Consider the following 18068-nt stretch of genomic DNA (forward strand, 5'->3'; position numbering starts at 1 on the left):
GCCCGGTTGCCCGCATGTCGCGGCGATAGGCACGGCCCCGCGCGGTGTCAACGCAGGCCCGGCGCCACCGTCGCGAATCATTGGCGATGCGCCGGGAATCGAGGTTGTGATCACACTTTTTCTGGCTGTGATCACATATGCCCGATTTCCGCGCCAAAACGCCGCCCCGGTGCAGAAGGCGTTTTGCAACTGCGCAATTTCGTGTCACTCCGCCCCCGAAGACAGCCAGCACGAGGCGGCGCATCCCATGAACATCCACGAATATCAGGCCAAGGCGCTTCTGCGCAGCTATGGCATCCCCGTGTCCGACGGTCGCATCGTGCTTCGCGCGGAAGAGGCCAAGACGGCGGCGGGCGAACTCGACGGGCCTCTGTGGGTCGTCAAGGCGCAGATCCACGCGGGCGGTCGCGGCAAGGGCCATTTCAAGGAACCCGAGGCGGGCGAGAAGGGCGGCGTGCGACTGGCGCGTTCGGTGGGCGAGGCGGCCGAGTTCGCGCGCCAGATGCTCGGACGCACGCTGGTCACCATCCAGACGGGCCCCGCGGGCAAGCAGGTCAACCGCGTCTACATCGAGGACGGCAGCGACATCGCGCGCGAGCTTTACCTCGCCCTGCTGATCGACCGGCAGACCAGCCGCATCTCCTTCGTCTGCTCGACCGAGGGCGGCATGTCGATCGAGGACGTGGCGCATGACACCCCCGAAAAGATCGTCAGCTTCACGGTCGATCCCGCCACCGGCCTGTCCGATTTCCACGGCCGCCGCGTCGCATTTGCGCTTGGCCTGACCGGCAACCAGGTCAAGCAATGCGTGGGGATCGTCAGGAACCTCTACCGGCTGTTCGTCGAGAAGGACATGGACATGCTGGAGATCAACCCCTTCGTGGTGATGAAGGACGGCAACCTGAAACTGCTGGACGCCAAGATGGGCTTCGACGGCAACGCGCTCTACCGCCATGCCGACATCATGGCGCTGAAGGACGAGACCGAGGAAGACCCCAAGGAACTCGCCGCGCAGAAGTTCGACCTGAACTACATCGCGCTGGACGGCGAGATCGGCTGCATGGTGAACGGCGCCGGGCTGGCCATGGCCACGATGGACATCATCAAGCTCTACGGCGCCGAACCCGCGAACTTCCTCGACGTGGGCGGCGGCGCGACCAAGGAGAAGGTGACCGAAGCCTTCAAGATCATCACCAGCGACCCCAACGTGAAGGGCATCCTGGTGAACATCTTCGGCGGCATCATGCGCTGCGACATCATCGCGGAAGGCATCATCGCGGCGGTCAAGGAAGTGGGCCTTCAGGTGCCGCTGGTCGTGCGTCTGGAAGGCACCAACGTCGATCTCGGCAAGAAGATCATCGCCGAGTCGGGCCTGAACGTGATCGCAGGCGACGACCTGGCTGATGCGGCGCAGAAGATCGTCAAGGCGGTGAAGGGCTAGGCCCGCGGGGCGCGGCCCCGCCCGCCCCGCATGTGCCGCGCCGAACCCAACCCCAGGGAGAGACAGATGGCCCTCGTCGCCATGCAAGCCTCAAGCGATATCCACCCGGGCAGGTGCACCGGCGGCTACGGGCCGGCGTCGCGCGTCGGCGCGATGCTGGAACGGATCTGACGCGATGCGGCGCGCCCTTCTTGCCCTGATCCTTTCCGCGGCACCCGTTCTGGCGGAAACCCCCGGCCCCGCCGTGATTGTCGAACTGTTGCGGGACGAGACGCCCGAGGCGCGGCTGGCTGGCGCGATCCTCGCCTGCGCCGAGATCGTCTATGATCCCGCCATCGCCGAGGGCCTGTTCATCGACGGGGCCTGGGAGGCCGCCGATGCCGAGTTCGAGGGCACGGCGGAATACTGGACCGATGGGCTCTGGGCGATGCACTGGCACGAACCCGGCTTCTGCATGGTCGAAACCGATGCCATGGGCACCGAGGCCGCGCTTGGCGTCATCCTTGCGGCGACGGAAGACTGGCCCGGGATGCAGATCCTCGGCACCGACGGCGAGGAATGCGCCGTGATCGACCTCGGGCAGGGCACGCTCCTGCAACTGACCGGCGAGGGGCAGGACCCCGCCTGCACCAGCGAAACCGGCGCCGCGCTCCGCTTCACCATTGGCGACACCTAAAGACTCCGGCCCCCCGGGGCCCCCTATCAGGACAGAAAGACCATGGCCGTCCTCGTCAACGAACACACCAAAGTCATCTGCCAGGGTTTCACCGGCAGCCAGGGCACGTTCCATTCGGAACAGGCCATCGCCTACGGCACCCGGATGGTCGGCGGCGTGACCCCCGGAAAGGGGGGCACCACGCACCTCGACCTTCCGGTGTTCGACTCGGTGCACGAGGCGGTGGCCCGCACCGGCGCCGATGCCACGGCGATCTACGTGCCGCCGCCCTTCGCCGCCGACTCGATCCTCGAGGCCATCGACGCGGAAATTCCGCTGATCGTCTGCATCACCGAAGGCATCCCGGTGCTCGACATGATGAAGGTCAAGCGCGCGATCCTGAATTCCAGGTCGCGCCTGATCGGGCCGAACTGCCCGGGCGTCATCACGCCGGGCGCCTGCAAGATCGGCATCATGCCGGGCCATATCCACCGGCGCGGCAAGGTGGGGGTTGTGTCGCGTTCCGGCACCCTTACCTATGAGGCTGTGAAACAGACCAGCGATCTGGGCCTCGGCCAGTCCTCGGCCGTGGGCATCGGCGGTGACCCGATCAAGGGGACCGAGCATATCGACGTGCTCGAGATGTTCCTGGCCGACCCCGAAACCGAGGCGATCATCATGATCGGCGAAATCGGCGGCTCGGCCGAAGAGGACGCGGCGCAGTTCCTCGCGGACGAACGCAAGAAGGGCCGCTGGAAGCCCACCGCCGGTTTCATCGCGGGCCGCACGGCACCCAAGGGCCGCCGCATGGGCCATGCGGGCGCCATCGTCGCGGGTGGCAAGGGCGACGCCGAGTCGAAGATCGAGGCGATGAAGGCCGCAGGCATCGTGGTCGCCGAAAGCCCCGCGCATCTGGGGCAGGCGGTGCAGGCGGCGATCAAGGGCTGACGGACCGGCACGCGCAGGGGAGGCAAGGCGCATGGACGACCGCACCGACCAGCCATCCGACCGACCGTCGCGCGCGGCGCTCGCCGCGTTCGGCGCCCTGTTCCTCGCGCTTGGCGTTGCTTTTGCCCAGACGCTCGCCCATGCGGAACCGAACGCCCGCTGGATCGCGGCGGGCGCCGGAGTGCTGATCCATGCCCGTCCCTGAGACGCTTGGCGCCCCCGGTGCGGGCCTCTGGCTCCGCCACAGGTTGGCAACCAGTCCTGCCGGGCCGCTGTTCGACCGGCTTCACCGGATGCTGGGCTTCGGGCAGACATGGCGGCATCCCGAACTCGGCCTGCTGCGGCAGGAAGCCATCCTGATGCCGAAGGTCCTGGCCCGGCTGATCCGGCCCGACTGGAACACCGCGGACGTGGGCGCGCATGTCGGTTCGTTCACCGCGCTTCTGGCGCGGCTTGCGCCCGGGGGGCGCCTGTTCGCGGTCGAGGCAGTGCCGCAGAAGGCCGCGCTCCTGGCCCGCCGGTTCCCCCGCGCGCAGGTCTTTGCCGAGGCGGCAAGCGACACGCCCGGCCCGGTGATGTTCCATGTCAACACCGCCAACCCCGGCTTCTCCTCGCTGGCCGACCGCGCCAGCCGGGGCGCCACCCGTGCCATCACCGTTCCCGCCCGCCGCCTGGACGACATGATTCCCCGGGACGTGCCGCTGCATTTCCTGAAGATCGACGTCGAGGGCTTCGAATACCCCGCCCTGCGCGGCGCCGCGCGCATCCTGTCGCGCGACCGGCCCGTGATCCTGTTCGAGGCGGGCGCCGCCCGCGACCCCGACCTTGCGATGGCCGACTACCCCGCGCTGTTCGCCTGGCTGACGGACGAGATGGCCTATGACATCCGCGCCGTCTTCGACATGCATTACAACCGCCCGCCGATCACCGCCGAAACCTTCGCGCTGTATCGCGAGTATCCGTTCCTCGCCTTCAACTACCTCGCCACGCCGCGCCCCGCGGCCACCGCGAACAGGGAGCCCGCCCGATGACCGAACAGACCCCCAACGCCGCCTTCCGCGCCTCGACCTTCATGGATGGCGCCAATGCCGACTACATCGACCAGTTGCAGGCCCGCCATGCGGCCGACCCGAACTCGGTCGAGCCCGGATGGGCCGAATACTTCCGCAGCCTCGGAGAGACCGAGGTGGATGCGCAGCGCGCGGCGCGGGGCCCGTCATGGGCGCGGAATGACTGGCCGCCGGCGCCCGGCGATGACCTGACCGCCGCGCTGACCGGCGAATGGCCGCAGGCCCCCGCGAAAGAGGGCCGCGCCGCCGCGCAGAAGATCGCCGCCAAGGCCGCCGAGGGCGGGGTCGCCCTGACCGACGACCAGATCAAGCGCGCCGTTCTCGACAGCATCCGCGCGCTGATGATCATCCGCGCCTATCGTATCCGTGGCCATCTGGCCGCCGATCTCGACCCGCTCGGGCTTCGCGAGGACACCAACCACCCCGAGCTGGACCCGCGGTCCTACGGCTTTGCCGAGGCCGACATGGACCGCCCGATCTTCATCGACAACGTGCTGGGCCTGACCCATGCCAGCATGCGCCAGATCGTCGAGATCGTGAAACGCACCTACTGCGGCACCTTCGCGCTGCAATACATGCACATCTCGAACCCCGAGCAGGCCGCCTGGCTTAAGGAGCGGATCGAGGGTCTGGGCAAGGAAATCCAGTTCACCCGCCAGGGCCGCCGCGCCATCCTGAACAAGCTTGTCGAGGCCGAGGGCTTCGAGAAGTTCCTTCATGTCAAGTACATGGGAACGAAGCGCTTCGGCCTTGACGGCGGCGAAAGCCTGATCCCCGCGATGGAACAGATCATCAAGCGCGGCGGCAATCTGGGCGTGCGCGACGTGGTCATCGGCATGCCCCACCGCGGCCGCCTGTCGGTGCTGGCCAACGTCATGCAGAAACCCTACCGGGCGATCTTCCACGAATTCCAGGGCGGCAGCTACAAGCCCGAGGATGTCGACGGCTCGGGTGACGTGAAGTACCACCTCGGCGCCTCGTCCGACCGCACCTTCGACGACAACACCGTCCACCTGTCGCTGACCGCCAACCCCAGCCACCTCGAGGCGGTGAACCCCGTGGTGCTGGGCAAGGTCCGCGCCAAGCAGGACCAGTACAACGACGCCGACCGCCACACGGTGCTGCCGATCCTGCTGCACGGCGACGCGGCCTTTGCGGGGCAGGGCGTGGTCGCCGAATGTTTCGGCCTGTCGGGGCTGAAGGGGCATCGCACCGGCGGCACCATCCATATCGTCGTGAACAACCAGATCGGCTTCACGACCGCGCCGCACTTCTCGCGCTCCAGCCCCTATCCGACCGACATCGCCCTGATGGTCGAGGCGCCGATCTTCCACGTCAACGGCGACGACCCCGAGGCGGTGGTGCATGCCGCCAAGGTGGCCACCGAATTCCGCCAGCAGTTCCACAAGGATGTGGTGATCGACATCTTCTGCTACCGCCGCTTCGGCCACAACGAGGGGGATGAACCCATGTTCACCAACCCCGCGATGTACACCCGCATCCGCAAGCAGAAGACGACGCTGCAGCTCTATACCGAACGGCTGGTGCGCGACGGCCTGATCCCCGAGGGCGAGATCGAGGACATGAAGGCCGCCTTCCAGGCCCGGCTGAACGAGGAATTCGAGCAGGGCAAGAACTTCCGCCCGAACAAGGCCGACTGGCTGGACGGCCGCTGGTCCGGCCTCGACCGCGAAAAGGAAGACTACCAGCCCGGCCAGACCGCCATTGCCCCCGAAACCATGGCCGAGGTGGGCGCCGCGCTGACCCGCGTGCCCGAGGGCTTCGACCTGCACAAGACCATCGGGCGCCAGCTCGAATCCAAGAAGGCGATGTTCGAATCCGGCCGCGGCTTCGACTGGGCCACGGCCGAGGCGCTGGCCTTCGGCTCGCTGGTGACCGAGGGCTTCCCCGTCCGCCTGGCCGGGCAGGACTGCACGCGCGGCACCTTCAGCCACCGCCATTCCGCCTTCATCGACCAGTCGACCGAGGAACGCTTCTACCCCCTCAACCACATCCGCGAGGGTCAGGCGCGGTATGAGGTGATCGACTCGATGCTGTCGGAATACGCCGTGCTCGGCTTCGAATACGGCTACAGCCTTGCCGAACCCAACGCCCTGGTGATGTGGGAGGCGCAGTTCGGCGACTTCGCCAATGGCGCGCAGATCATGTTCGACCAGTTCATCAACTCGGGCGAAAGCAAGTGGCTGCGCATGTCGGGCCTCGTCTGCCTCTTGCCGCACGGGTATGAGGGGCAGGGGCCCGAACACTCCTCGGCCCGGCCCGAACGCTTCCTGCAAATGTCGGCCAACGACAACTGGATCGTGGCGAACTGCTCGACCCCGGCCAACTACTTCCACATCCTGCGCCGCCAGGTTCACCGCAGCTTCCGCAAGCCGCTGATCCTGATGACGCCGAAATCCCTGCTGCGGCATCCGATGTGCATCTCGGACGCCGAGGATTTCACCACCGGCTCGACGTTCCACCGCGTGCTGTGGGACGATGCGCAGAAGGGCCATTCCGACCTGACGCTCAGGCCCGATGCCGAGATCCGACGTGTCGTCATCTGTTCGGGCAAGGTCTACTACGACCTTCTGGCCGAACGCGACAAGCGCGGCGCCGATGATGTCTACCTGCTGCGGCTCGAACAGTTCTATCCCTTCCCGGCGCTCAGCCTCGTGAAGGAACTGGAACGCTTCAAGGGCGCCGAGATGATCTGGTGCCAGGAGGAACCCAAGAACCAGGGCGGGTGGAGCTTTGTCGAGCCGAACCTCGAATGGGTTCTGACCCGCATCGGTGCCTCGCATTCCCGCGCCCGCTATGTGGGCCGGGCCGCCAGCGCCTCGCCCGCCACCGGCCTCGCCTCCCGCCACAAGGCGGAGCAGGACGCGCTGGTGAACGAAGCCCTGACCCTCGCCTGAAGAAGCATATGCCGGGCGCCCCCGGCCCAAGGAGTTGAGACATGACCGACGTGATGGTGCCCGCCCTGGGCGAAAGCGTGAGCGAGGCGACCGTGGCCACCTGGTTCAAGAAGCCGGGTGACGCCGTGGCGCAGGACGAGATGCTGTGCGAACTGGAAACCGACAAGGTGTCGGTCGAGGTGCCCGCGCCCGTCTCCGGCGTCCTGGCCGAGATTCTCGCGCCCGAAGGCACGACCGTGGCCGCCAATGCCCGCCTTGCCGTGATCACCGAGGGCGCCGCCGCCCCTGCACCGAAGAAGGCCGAACCCAAGGCGGCCGCGGCCGAGGCGGTGGGTTCGCCCGGCGCCGGGCCGGAAACCGTCGCGCCGCGCCGCGATGTCGAGGATGCGCCGGCCGCGAAAAAGGCGATGGCCGAGGCCGGGCTGAGCCGTGACCAGGTCACCGGCACCGGCCGCGACGGCCGCGTGATGAAAGAGGACGTGGCCGCCGCCAAGGCCGCGCCCGCCCCGGCCCCCGCCCCGGCGGCAGCGCCGATCCCCCGCGCCCCGGTCCCCGCCGATGACGCCGCGCGCGAGGAACGGGTCAAGATGACCCGCCTGCGCCAGACCATCGCGCGCCGCCTGAAGGACGCGCAGAACACCGCCGCAATGCTCACGACCTACAACGAGGCCGACATGAGCGGCATCATGGGCCTGCGCAACGAATACAAGGACGCCTTCGAGAAGAAGCACGGGGTCAAGATGGGCTTCATGTCCTTCTTCGTGAAGGCCTGCTGCCACGCGCTGAAGGAGGTGCCCGAGGTCAACGCCGAGATCGACGGCACCGACGTGATCTACAAGAACTACGTCCACATGGGCGTGGCCGTCGGCACCCCCTCGGGCCTCGTCGTCCCCGTCGTGCGCGACGCCGACCAGATGTCCTTTGCCGCCATCGAGAAGAAGATCGCCGAACTGGGCCTGCGCGCCCGCGACGGCAAGCTCTCCATGGCCGAGATGCAGGGCGGCAGCTTCACCATCTCGAACGGCGGCGTCTACGGCAGCCTGATGTCATCCCCCATCCTCAACCCCCCGCAGTCCGGCATCCTCGGCATGCACAAGATCCAGGACCGACCCGTGGTCGTCGGCGGCCAGATCGTGATCCGGCCCATGATGTATCTTGCGCTCAGCTACGACCACCGCATCGTGGACGGCAAGGGCGCGGTCACCTTCCTCGTCCGGGTGAAGGAGGCGCTTGAGGATCCGCGGCGGCTGCTGATGGATCTGTGAGTAGACGACCTCACCGGAATCAGTGCGCGACTGACCTATCTGCTTGAAGGCTATGCAGTCGAATGGGTGCGACAGGACAATGATCGGAACGTCACGATCAAATTCATTGGTGGACCCATCCTCTACGTCGACCTTGGCCACGACAAGGAGGCGCTGGAAGTCAGCGTTGTCACGGGTGATGCAGATGCGTCGTGGGAAGCGCGCGCTGACGGATGAGCCATTGCGTAGGGTGCGCTTCAGCGCACCACCACCCCGCGCCCAAGGTGCGCTGAAGCGCACCCTACCAGGGCCCTGCGAAACTTGAACTGGCAGAGGACATAGCAATGGCCAGAGAGGCGCAGCCATGACCCCCGAACTCACCGCCCTCGCCCTCGCGGGCCTCCTGCAGGCCGTGCAATACGTCCTGATGTCGGTGCCCGCGAACCTCGAACTCGGGTCGCGAAAAACCATGTCGCCCCGCGATCCCGACCGGCTGGGCAAGCCGCTGATCGAACAGGTCAGCCCCCGCACCGGCCGGCTGTTCCGCGCGCTCAACAATCACTTCGAGGGGCTGATCATGTTCACCCTCGCGGTGGTCGTCGTCACCCTGTCGGGCCAGTCCTCGGGCTTCACCGCCGTCTGCGCCTGGGCCTACCTCGCCGCCCGCATCCTCTATGTTCCCGCCTATGCCTTCGGCTGGGTGCCCTGGCGCTCGGTCATCTGGGCCGCGGGATTTCTCGCCACCGTGGCCATGATCCTGGCCACCCTGACATGACCGCGCGCGCCCGCCGGATGTCTGGACGCAAGCCAGACGCCTGCCAGACGCATGCCAGACCGTTAACCGAAAGGTAAGAACCATGGCCGACTTCGATACGATCATCCTTGGCGCGGGCCCCGGCGGCTATGTCTGCGCCATCCGCGCGGCGCAACTGGGCCAGAAGGTGGCCGTTGTCGAAGGCCGCGAAACGCTGGGCGGCACCTGCCTGAACGTCGGCTGCATCCCGTCGAAGGCGCTGCTGCACGCCACCCACCTCTTGCACGAAACCCATGAGAACTTTGAGAAAATGGGCCTGATGGGCGCCGCGCCCAAGGTCGACTGGTCGCGCATGCTGGCCTACAAGGACGAGGTGATCGGCCAGAACACCAAGGGCATCGAGTTTCTGTTCAAGAAGAACAAGGTGACCTGGCTGAAAGGCTGGGGCGCGATCCCCGCGCCCGGCCAGGTGAAGGTCGGGGATGAGGTTCACAACGCGAAAAACATCGTGATCGCAACGGGTTCGGAATCCGCCGCGCTGCCCGGCGTGACCGTGGACGAAACCGTCATTGTCACCTCCACCGGCGCGCTGGCGCTGAAATCCATCCCGAAACGGCTGGTGGTCATCGGCGCGGGCGTGATCGGCCTCGAAATGGGTTCGGTCTATGCCCGTCTGGGGGCCGAGGTGACGGTGGTCGAATACCTCGACCACATCACGCCGGGCATGGATGGCGAACTGTCCAAGAACCTGCAGAGAATCCTGTCGAAGCAGGGGCTCAAGTTCGTCCTGGGGGCAGCGGTGCAGGGTGCCGACGTGACCAAGGGCAAGGCCACCGTGCGCTACCGGCTGCGCAAGGACGACAGTGAGCACAGCCTGCAGGCCGATGCCGTTCTGGTGGCCACGGGCCGCAAACCCTATACGGCGGGTCTCGGCCTCGACGCGCTGGGGGTCGAGATGGGCCCCCGTGGCACGGTCAAGACCGATGATCACTTCTCGACCAATATCAAGGGCATATACGCCATCGGCGATGCCATCGCGGGGCCGATGCTGGCCCACAAGGCCGAAGACGAGGGCATGGCCCTGGCCGAGATCCTGGCGGGCAAGCATGGCCACGTTAACTACGGGGTAATCCCCGGCGTGATATACACCACGCCCGAGGCCGCCAATGTCGGCAAGACCGAGGAACAGCTGAAAGAGGAAGGTCGCGCCTACAAGATCGGGAAATTCCCTTTCATGGGCAACGCCCGCGCCAAGGCGGTGCATCAGGGCGAGGGTTTCGTGAAGATCATCGCCGACAAGGTCACTGACCGCATTCTGGGCGCGCATATCATCGGGCCGATGGCCGGTGACCTGATCCACGAGATCTGCGTCGCCATGGAGTTCGGCGCATCTGCACAGGATCTTGCGCTGACCTGCCACGCGCACCCCACATATAGTGAGGCTGTGCGCGAGGCGGCGCTGGCCTGCGGTGACGGTGCGATCCACGCATGACCGAGGGGCAGGCTGCCTTCTGGGCCGCCTACATGGCATCGGGCGCGGCGCCGCCCGATGCCGACGCCCGGTTCCATTCCGCCTTCGGGATCGGGGCGGGATCGGACGAGGGTGCAGATCTGGTGGTCTGCGGCAGCAAGACCGCAACATCTTCGCATCCGAAGGAATTCGGTGATCAGCCGCCCCCGAAACCCGGTGACCTGTCGATCCTCCTTGGCGCGGCCGGACGCCCCCGCGCGGTGGTCGAAACCCTGTCGATGACGCGCCTCTGCCTGAACGCGATGCCGCCGGATTTCATCGCGGCCTATGCCGAATGGCCCGACGCTGCCGCGTTCCGCGCCGGAATGCTGCAATGGTATCAGGCGCTTGACCCCGCCTTCACCGCCGACACGGCGCTGCTGTGCGAACGCTTCCGGGTGGTCTGGACGCCGTGAGCTATTCCGCCGCCACCGGCGCCCGGTCCACCAGCCCCACGATGTCCAGCATGATCCGGTTCAGCTCGAAATCCTTGGGCGTGTAGACCGCAGCGACACCCATCGCCCGCAGCCGCGCCGCATCCTCGTCGGGGATGATTCCGCCAACGATCACAGGCACCTGGCCCAGATCCGCCGCCCGCATCCGCTGCATCACCTCGGCGACCAGCGGCAGGTGCGAGCCCGACAGGATCGACAGGCCCAGCACATGCGCCTTCTGGTCCGCCGCCGCCGCCACGATCTCGGCCGGGGTCAGCCGGATGCCCTCGTAGGTGATGTCCATCCCGCAGTCCCGCGCCCGCGCCGCGATCTGTTCGGCGCCATTGGAATGGCCGTCAAGCCCCGGTTTTCCCACAAGGAACTTCAGCTGCCGCCCCAGCCGCGCCGAGACGTTCGACACCGCCTCGCGGATCGGCTCCAGCCCCTCGGTGCGGTTCGACGGGGCCTTCGAAACCCCGGTGGGCGCGCGGTACTGCCCGAAGGCGGCGCGCACCACGGCCCCCCATTCCCCCGTCGTGACACCCGCCTTCGCAGCCGCCACCGAAGCGGGCATGACATTCTCGCCGCTTGCGCAGGCCGCCCGCAGGCGTGCCAGCGCGGCCGCGACCGCCGCCGCGTCGCGGGTGGCCCGCCAGTTGGCAAGCCGTTGAACCTGTTCGGCTTCCGCCGCCGGATCGACGGTCATGATGGCATCCTCGCCGGTGGTCAGCGGCGAGGGTTCGGTCGAGGTGAAGCGGTTCACCCCCACCACCACCGTCTCGCCGCCCTCGATCCGGGCGATCCGCTCGGCATTGGCCTCGACCAGCCGCGCCTTCATGTAGTCGATCGCGGCCACCGCCCCGCCCATGCCGTCGATCACCGCAAGCTCGGCCCGGGCGCCGTCCTTCAACGCCGCGACCTTGCGGTCAACCGCCGGGTTGCCGTCAAAAAGGTCATCATATTCAAGCAGGTCGGTTTCATAGGCCAGAACCTGCTGCATCCGCAGCGACCATTGCTGATCCCATGGACGGGGCAGGCCGAGCGCCTCGTTCCAGGCCGGCAGCTGCACGGCCCGTGCCCGTGCCTTCCTGGACAGGGTGACGGCCAGCATTTCCAGAAGGATCCGGTAGACGTTGTTTTCCGGCTGCGGCTCGGTCAGGCCCAGCGAATTGACCTGCACGCCATAGCGGAACCGGCGATAGCGGGCATCCGCGACTCCGTAGCGTTCAAGGCAGATCTCGTCCCACAGGTCCACGAAGGCGCGCATCTTGCACATCTCGGTGACAAAGCGGATGCCGGCATTCACGAAAAAGCTGATCCGCCCGACCATCTCGGGGAAGTGCTGCGGCGCCACCTTGCGGCGCAGGTCGTCCAGCACCGCCTGGGCGGTGGCCAGTGCAAAGGCCAGTTCCTGTTCCGGCGTCGCGCCAGCCTCTTGCAGGTGGTACGAGCAGACGTTCATCGGGTTCCATTTCGGCAGGTGTTCCCGCGTCCAGGCCGCCACGTCGGTGATCATCCGCAGGCTGGGCTGCGGCGGGCAGATGTAGGTGCCGCGCGACAGGTATTCCTTGATGATGTCATTCTGCACCGTGCCCTGAAGTGCCGATATGTCGGCCCCCTGTTCCTCGGCCACCGCAACATACAGTGCCAGCAGCCAGGGCGCCGTGGCATTGATGGTCATCGAGGTGTTCATGCGGTCCAGCGGGATCGCATCGAACAGCAGCCGCATGTCACCCAGATGCGCCACCGGCACACCCACCTTGCCGACCTCGCCGCGCGCCAGTTCGTGATCGCTGTCATAGCCCGTCTGGGTCGGCAGGTCGAAGGCCACCGACAGCCCGGTCTGGCCCTTCGACAGGTTCGTGCGATAGAGCGCGTTCGATTTCGCGGCGGTCGAGTGCCCGGCATAGGTCCGGAACAGCCACGGGGCTTCCTTGGGTGCGGTCATCGGGGTCTCCGTGAATCGGCGCGCAATATCGTTTCGTCATCGCGCAGGTAGGCGACATTTCGTTCCGCTGTCAATCCGCTGCGCTGCGGCATGGCGGGATTTACCGGACGCCCGTGGCACCCTACGGTCGTCCCATGGCCGATACCGTCGAGATCCCCGTATGGCTGCTGGCTCTGGTGCTGATCCTCGCGATGGTGGCAACGCTGGACCGGGTGATCGGGCCGGGAATCCGGTGGTTCCTGCGGCGGCGGATGGAACGAGTGGTCGCCCGCCTGAACACCCGCCTCCAGCGGCCCATCGAGCCCTTCCGTCTGGCCCGACGCAAGGACATGGTCACGCGCCTGGCCTATGATCCCAAGGTGATGGAGGCGGTCGCCGAACATGCGGCGGAAACCGGCGCCCCCCCCGCGGTCGCCTTTGCCGAGGCCGAGGGCTATGCCCGCGAGATCGTGCCGGGCTTTTCCGCAAGCCTCTACTTCGGATTCGCCACGCGCGCGGCGCGGGCGCTTTCGCGGCTGCTCTATCGCGTCAGGATCGGGCAGGTGGACGAGGCCCTGGCCCAGATCGACCCCAAGGCCACCGTGATCTTCGTGATGAACCACCGGTCCAACATGGACTATGTGCTGATCACCTGGCTCGTGGCCGAGCGCACGACGCTGTCCTACGCGGTGGGCGAATGGGCCCGTGTCTGGCCACTGTCCCGTCTGATCCGCGCGATGGGGGCATTCTTCATCCGCCGCAACTCTCGCAATCCGCTGTATCGCAAGGTGCTGGCCCGCTACGTGCAGATCGCCACGGCCGAGGGGACGACGCAGGCGATGTTCCCCGAAGGTGGCCTGAGCCTGACGGGGCGGGTGGGCGATGCGCGGATGGGGTTGCTGCACTATATCCTGACGGGGTTCGATGCGCAGGGGCGCGATGTGGTGTTCGTGCCTGTGGGGCTGGCCTATGACCGGGTCCTGGAAGACCGCCTGCTGACCGAAGCGGCGGCGGCCGGCACGCGGCGGTTCCGGGCGCGACCGCTCACCATCGCCGCCTTCGTGGGCCGGATGCTCTGGCGGCGGATGCGCGGACGGTTTGCAGGGTTCGGCACGGTCGCAGCAGGCTTCGGCGCGCCGCTGTCGCTGCGCGGCTGGCTGTCCGCCACCCCCGACCGGTCGACCGAGGCGCTCGGGGCGGACCTGATGGCGCGCATCCGCCTTGCCGTGCCGGTTGTCCCGGTGCCGCTGGTGGCGGCGGCCCTGTCGTCCGGGCCGGTGCCGCGCGCCGGTCTGCCCGCCCGCGTCGCCGCCTTGGCCGAACGCCTTGCGGCCGAAGGCGCGGTGCTGCGCCTGCCTGCCGAAGACGTGGCCGGGGCGGGCCTTGTGCCGCTGGTCGCCCGTGGGATCGTGGCCGAAGGCGAGGGCGGTCTGATCCCGGCCGCGCCGGACCTTCTGGCCTTCTACGCCGCGCCGGTGCTGCAGCGCCTGGAGGACAATGCCGCAACGCGGCAGACATAAAATTACAAACCTGACCTGTGTTCTATTGCAATGTTGCGCGGCGATAGCTATCCCTGCTGCAACGCCGTCATGATTCTGCATTGCGGCATACACATTGGATGACAGGAGACCCGCATGGCACTGGACAACGCACCGGGAATCGTTCCCTACGAGGCCCCCGTGAAGGACCTCTACGCTCTGGGCGAGATGCCGCCGCTCGGCCATGTGCCGCGGCAGATGTATGCCTGGTCGATCCGGCGGGACCGGCACGGTCCACCCGAACAGGCGATGCAGGTCGAGGTTGTCGATACCTGGAAGATCGACTCGAACGAGGTGCTGGTGCTCGTGATGGCGGCGGGCGTCAACTACAACGGTGTCTGGGCGGGGCTTGGCGTGCCGATCAGCCCGTTTGACGGCCACAAGCAGCCCTATCACATCGCCGGATCGGATGCCTCGGGCATCGTCTGGGCAGTGGGCGACAAGGTCAAGCGCTGGAAGGTCGGCGACGAGGTGGTGATCCACTGCAACCAGGACGACGGCGACGACGAGGAATGCAACGGTGGCGACCCGATGTTCAGCCCCACCCAGCGGATCTGGGGCTATGAGACGCCGGACGGCAGCTTTGCCCAGTTCACCCGCGTGCAGGCGCAGCAGCTGATGCCCCGCCCGCGCCACCTGACCTGGGAGGAATCGGCCTGCTACACGCTGACGCTGGCGACGGCCTACCGGATGCTGTTCGGCCATGAACCGCATGACCTGAAGCCCGGCCAGAACGTGCTGGTCTGGGGGGCGTCCGGCGGGCTCGGCTCCTATGCGATCCAGCTCATCAACACGGCGGGCGCCAACGCGATCGGCGTCATCAGCGACGAGACGAAGCGCGATTTCGTCATGGGGCTCGGCGCCAAGGGCGTGATCAACCGCAACGACTTCAAGTGCTGGGGCCAGCTGCCCAAGGTGAACAGCCCCGAATACAACGACTGGCTGAAAGAGGCGCGCCGCTTCGGCAAGGCGATCTGGGACATCACCGGCAAGGGCGTGAACGTCGACATGGTCTTCGAACATCCGGGCGAGGCGACGTTTCCGGTGTCGTCGCTGGTGTGCAAGAAGGGCGGCATGGTCGTGATCTGCGCAGGCACCACCGGGTTCAACTGCACCTTCGACGTGCGCTACATGTGGATGCACCAGAAGCGCCTTCAGGGCAGCCACTTTGCCCATCTGAAGCAGGCCTCTGCCGCCAACAAGCTGATGGTCGAGCGGCGCCTCGATCCCTGCATGTCCGAGGTCTTTGCATGGGCCGAGATTCCGCAGGCCCATACGAAGATGTGGAAGAACCAGCACAAGCCCGGCAACATGGCCGTGCTCGTGCAGGCCCCCCGCACCGGCCTGCGCACCTTCGAGGACACGCTGGAGGCCAGCAGATCGGCCTGATCCGACGGGCGGCTGCCACAGTTTCGCGCAGCGTTGGCAAATTCTTGCTGTATCCGCCGTGGCAACGGACTGTCGCGGGGTATCGGGATACTCTCGGGCGGCGGTCGGGTTTAAGGTTAGCGCGGATTAACCCAATGCCCGCCCCGGGGGCGCGATGCGCCATGACTGGATCTTCGAGGTGCTGATGGACCTGCGCACCTACGCGCAGGCCAACGGCCTGCCTGCGCTGGCGGAGCAGGCCGAACATGCGATGCGCGTCGCCCGGGCCGAGATCGCGGCACTGGCCATCGGCGATGACACCGACGACTCCGGCGGCCACGGCGCGCCGCCCGGCGGTCGCCCGCACTGAGCCTGACCGCGCCGCATCCGCGTCGTCTGGCCTTGGCCGCAGGCTGCGGCTAGGGTGCCGCCATGCCGTTGCCCGCACTGCCGTTTTCCGAGGATCAGGCCGACGCCTGGGATCGCCTGGCCGAGGTGCTGCGCGATACCGGTGTCGATATCGACGACGGCACCACGTCGCCCGTGACCGAGGGGCGGGCCAGCGTGCTTGCCGTGGTCGGCAAGGCCGGGTCGGGCAAGACCATGTTGCTGGCCGCGCTCACCAAGGCGATGCAGGCTGCGGGCGTCGACATCGTCTCGGCCGACTGGGAGGGGCGCCGCCGCCGCGACCGGCGCACGCTGGCGGTGCTGGCGCCCACGAACAAGGCCGCGTCGGTGCTGCGCCTGCGCGGCGTGCCCGCGACCACGATCCACCGCATCCTCTACACCCCGGTCTACGATCCGCAGTACGAACGCATCGCCGAATGGCTGGCCGGCAACGGTCCGCGCCCGGTGGTCGAGGGCCTGACCGACCTGGCGCTTGACCGCGCGCATGCCTTCTACAGCCAGGTTGCCAGCATACCCGGCGCACTGGCGGCGGCCGGCCTTCGGGGGTCGGATTTCATCAAGGGCTGGAAGCGGCGCGAGGACCCGCTGGATGTGGGCTTTGTCGACGAAAGCTCGATGCTGGACGAACGCCAGTTCGATGACCTGCGCGAGATCTTCTCGACGCTGGTGCTGTTCGGCGATCCGGCCCAGCTGGCGCCCGTGGGCCAGTCGGGCGAGATGGTGTTCGACAGGCTTGCCCCCGCGCGTCGTCTGACCCTGTCGCGCATTCACCGGCAGGCCGAGGGCAACCCGATCCTCGATCTGGCACATGCGCTGGCGGGTGATATCGGGTTCGAGGAGTTCGAGCGCATGGTCGAACGTGCCGCCCGTGCCGACGATCGTGTCTGCGTGGCCGAACGGGTGGATGCGGGGCTGATGGCGCGGTCCCCGGTTCTGGTCTGGCGAAACAGCACGCGCATCCGCCTGATCACGGCGTTCCGCCTGGCCCATGGGGCACCCGACGACGCGCTTCTGCCGGGCGAGCCGCTGATCTGCGACGGGATCGAGCTGCCCCTGAAGCACCGGAAGAAGCGGATCGACCTCGAGGCGCGGGGGCTGATCAAGGGTGCGCAGACGATCTATCTCGGGCCGGGAAACCGCGAGGGATTCGCGCGGCTGCATGTCGTGGGGGCGGAAGAGCCGCAGGTTTCCGCCGCCGCCATCATCAAGATCGAGAAGCCGGACGAGGAGGAACCCTTCATCCCCTCGGCCGCGCGGATGGGGGCCGTGTTCCTGCATGGCGCGGCGGTGACGATCCACAAGGCGCAGGGGTCGCAGTGGGAAACCGTACAGGTCTTTGCCCCCGACCTGTGGGCCGCCGCGCAGGCCGGGCGCAGCGAGGCCGGGCTGCCCCTGTGGAAGCGGCTTGCCTATGTCGCGATCACGCGCGCCGAGAAGCGTCTGGTCTGGGTGGTGCGGAACCGCCTTGCGCGGCCGATCGAACCGCTGGGCGTGGATGACCTGCGGCGCGTTGCCCCGGCGGGTCTGGCGCTGGAGGAAGGACCGGCCGAAGCATAGCCCCTTTCGCCGACGCGCGGGCACGGCTAGGCTGCGCGCACAAGGAGCCCCCCGATGATCTGCGTTTTCGTCCAGTTCCGCTGCACCCCCGGCAAGACCTACGAGGTGGCGAACGCCATCTGGGACCGCGAGGTGGTCAGCGAGCTTTACTCGACATCCGGCGAATACGACCTGATTGCAAAGGTCTACATCCCGGCGGATCAGGATGTGGGGCACTTCCTGTCCGACCGGCTGTTCGACATCCCGGGCATCGTGCGCACGCTGACCACGATGACCTTCAAGGCATTCTGACAGCC

General features: G+C 67.2%; 15 protein-coding genes and 1 pseudogene. 15 read left to right on the top strand and 1 reads right to left on the bottom strand.

Features of this window, described 5'->3' with window-relative positions; translation table 11 throughout:
• Window positions 1–247: 247 nt before the first annotated feature.
• The 10 genes and pseudogenes from sucC (at window position 248) to KF887_05775 (ending at window position 10956) form a co-directional block, all read left to right on the top strand.
• Window positions 248–1441: an ADP-forming succinate--CoA ligase subunit beta gene (sucC, locus tag KF887_05730; GenBank protein ID QYK42608.1), complete on the top strand. Its 1194-nt coding sequence runs from the start codon at window positions 248–250 to the stop codon at window positions 1439–1441.
• A gap of 175 nt (window positions 1442–1616) precedes the next feature.
• Entirely contained in the window at window positions 1617–2117 is a 501-nt protein-coding gene (locus tag KF887_05735) for a hypothetical protein (GenBank protein ID QYK42609.1), read from the top strand.
• Window positions 2118–2159: 42 nt separating this feature from the next.
• Window positions 2160–3044, top strand: a complete 885-nt coding sequence (gene sucD, locus KF887_05740; protein ID QYK42610.1) for a succinate--CoA ligase subunit alpha — start codon at window positions 2160–2162, stop codon at window positions 3042–3044.
• A 31-nt stretch (window positions 3045–3075) separates the two neighbouring features.
• Window positions 3076–3249, top strand: coding sequence for a hypothetical protein (locus tag KF887_05745; GenBank protein QYK42611.1), 174 nt, complete (start codon window positions 3076–3078; stop codon window positions 3247–3249).
• Window positions 3236–4075 carry an FkbM family methyltransferase gene (locus KF887_05750; protein QYK42612.1) on the top strand — a complete coding sequence of 280 codons (840 nt, stop codon included), beginning with the start codon at window positions 3236–3238 and terminating at the stop codon, window positions 4073–4075. The genes KF887_05745 and KF887_05750 overlap by 14 nt, the downstream gene beginning before the upstream one ends.
• Window positions 4072–7032 (top strand): 2-oxoglutarate dehydrogenase E1 component, encoded by a 2961-nt coding sequence (locus tag KF887_05755; GenBank protein ID QYK42613.1) that lies wholly within the window; start codon window positions 4072–4074, stop codon window positions 7030–7032. Before KF887_05750 ends, KF887_05755 begins: the two co-directional genes overlap by 4 nt.
• Before the next feature lie 47 nt (window positions 7033–7079).
• Window positions 7080–8297, top strand: a pseudogene (gene odhB, locus KF887_05760) (2-oxoglutarate dehydrogenase complex dihydrolipoyllysine-residue succinyltransferase).
• A gap of 343 nt (window positions 8298–8640) precedes the next feature.
• Window positions 8641–9051 (top strand): MAPEG family protein, encoded by a 411-nt coding sequence (locus KF887_05765; GenBank protein ID QYK42614.1) that lies wholly within the window; start codon window positions 8641–8643, stop codon window positions 9049–9051.
• 82 nt (window positions 9052–9133) lie between these two features.
• On the top strand, window positions 9134–10522 hold the full coding sequence (gene lpdA / locus KF887_05770) for a dihydrolipoyl dehydrogenase (GenBank protein ID QYK42615.1): 1389 nt from the start codon (window positions 9134–9136) through the stop codon (window positions 10520–10522).
• Window positions 10519–10956: an ASCH domain-containing protein gene (locus KF887_05775; protein QYK42616.1), complete on the top strand. Its 438-nt coding sequence runs from the start codon at window positions 10519–10521 to the stop codon at window positions 10954–10956. The genes lpdA and KF887_05775 overlap by 4 nt, the downstream gene beginning before the upstream one ends.
• Before the next feature lies 1 nt (window position 10957).
• On the opposite strand, the gene KF887_05780 is transcribed toward KF887_05775, so the two are convergent.
• Complete coding sequence (locus KF887_05780) at window positions 10958–12922, bottom strand: protein meaA (GenBank protein ID QYK42617.1); 1965 nt, start codon at window positions 12920–12922, stop codon at window positions 10958–10960.
• Between the two features lie 134 nt (window positions 12923–13056).
• On the opposite strand from KF887_05780, the gene KF887_05785 reads away from it, so the two are divergent.
• The 5 genes from KF887_05785 (at window position 13057) to KF887_05805 (ending at window position 18063) form a co-directional block, all read left to right on the top strand.
• A complete protein-coding gene (locus KF887_05785) occupies window positions 13057–14421 on the top strand; it encodes a 1-acyl-sn-glycerol-3-phosphate acyltransferase (GenBank protein QYK42618.1) in 1365 nt (454 codons plus the stop codon).
• A 114-nt stretch (window positions 14422–14535) separates the two neighbouring features.
• Window positions 14536–15828, top strand: a complete 1293-nt coding sequence (gene ccrA, locus KF887_05790; protein ID QYK42619.1) for a crotonyl-CoA carboxylase/reductase — start codon at window positions 14536–14538, stop codon at window positions 15826–15828.
• A 154-nt stretch (window positions 15829–15982) separates the two neighbouring features.
• Complete coding sequence (locus KF887_05795) at window positions 15983–16177, top strand: hypothetical protein (protein ID QYK42620.1); 195 nt, start codon at window positions 15983–15985, stop codon at window positions 16175–16177.
• Window positions 16178–16239: 62 nt separating this feature from the next.
• Window positions 16240–17772: an AAA family ATPase gene (locus tag KF887_05800; GenBank protein QYK42621.1), complete on the top strand. Its 1533-nt coding sequence runs from the start codon at window positions 16240–16242 to the stop codon at window positions 17770–17772.
• A gap of 54 nt (window positions 17773–17826) precedes the next feature.
• Window positions 17827–18063, top strand: a complete 237-nt coding sequence (locus KF887_05805) for an Lrp/AsnC ligand binding domain-containing protein (protein QYK42622.1) — start codon at window positions 17827–17829, stop codon at window positions 18061–18063.
• Window positions 18064–18068: the final 5 nt, after the last annotated feature.

The organism is Paracoccaceae bacterium (assembly GCA_019454225.1).
Lineage (GTDB): Bacteria > Pseudomonadota > Alphaproteobacteria > Rhodobacterales > Rhodobacteraceae.

Coding starts and splice junctions, on each gene's coding strand:
- sucC (QYK42608.1), top strand. CDS start 248: ATGAACATCCACGAATATCAGGCCAAGGCGCTTCTGCGCAGCTATGGC.
- KF887_05735 (QYK42609.1), top strand. CDS start 1,617: ATGCGGCGCGCCCTTCTTGCCCTGATCCTTTCCGCGGCACCCGTTCTG.
- sucD (QYK42610.1), top strand. CDS start 2,160: ATGGCCGTCCTCGTCAACGAACACACCAAAGTCATCTGCCAGGGTTTC.
- KF887_05745 (QYK42611.1), top strand. CDS start 3,076: ATGGACGACCGCACCGACCAGCCATCCGACCGACCGTCGCGCGCGGCG.
- KF887_05750 (QYK42612.1), top strand. CDS start 3,236: ATGCCCGTCCCTGAGACGCTTGGCGCCCCCGGTGCGGGCCTCTGGCTC.
- KF887_05755 (QYK42613.1), top strand. CDS start 4,072: ATGACCGAACAGACCCCCAACGCCGCCTTCCGCGCCTCGACCTTCATG.
- KF887_05765 (QYK42614.1), top strand. CDS start 8,641: ATGACCCCCGAACTCACCGCCCTCGCCCTCGCGGGCCTCCTGCAGGCC.
- lpdA (QYK42615.1), top strand. CDS start 9,134: ATGGCCGACTTCGATACGATCATCCTTGGCGCGGGCCCCGGCGGCTAT.
- KF887_05775 (QYK42616.1), top strand. CDS start 10,519: ATGACCGAGGGGCAGGCTGCCTTCTGGGCCGCCTACATGGCATCGGGC.
- KF887_05780 (QYK42617.1), bottom strand. CDS start 12,922: ATGACCGCACCCAAGGAAGCCCCGTGGCTGTTCCGGACCTATGCCGGG.
- KF887_05785 (QYK42618.1), top strand. CDS start 13,057: ATGGCCGATACCGTCGAGATCCCCGTATGGCTGCTGGCTCTGGTGCTG.
- ccrA (QYK42619.1), top strand. CDS start 14,536: ATGGCACTGGACAACGCACCGGGAATCGTTCCCTACGAGGCCCCCGTG.
- KF887_05795 (QYK42620.1), top strand. CDS start 15,983: ATGCGCCATGACTGGATCTTCGAGGTGCTGATGGACCTGCGCACCTAC.
- KF887_05800 (QYK42621.1), top strand. CDS start 16,240: ATGCCGTTGCCCGCACTGCCGTTTTCCGAGGATCAGGCCGACGCCTGG.
- KF887_05805 (QYK42622.1), top strand. CDS start 17,827: ATGATCTGCGTTTTCGTCCAGTTCCGCTGCACCCCCGGCAAGACCTAC.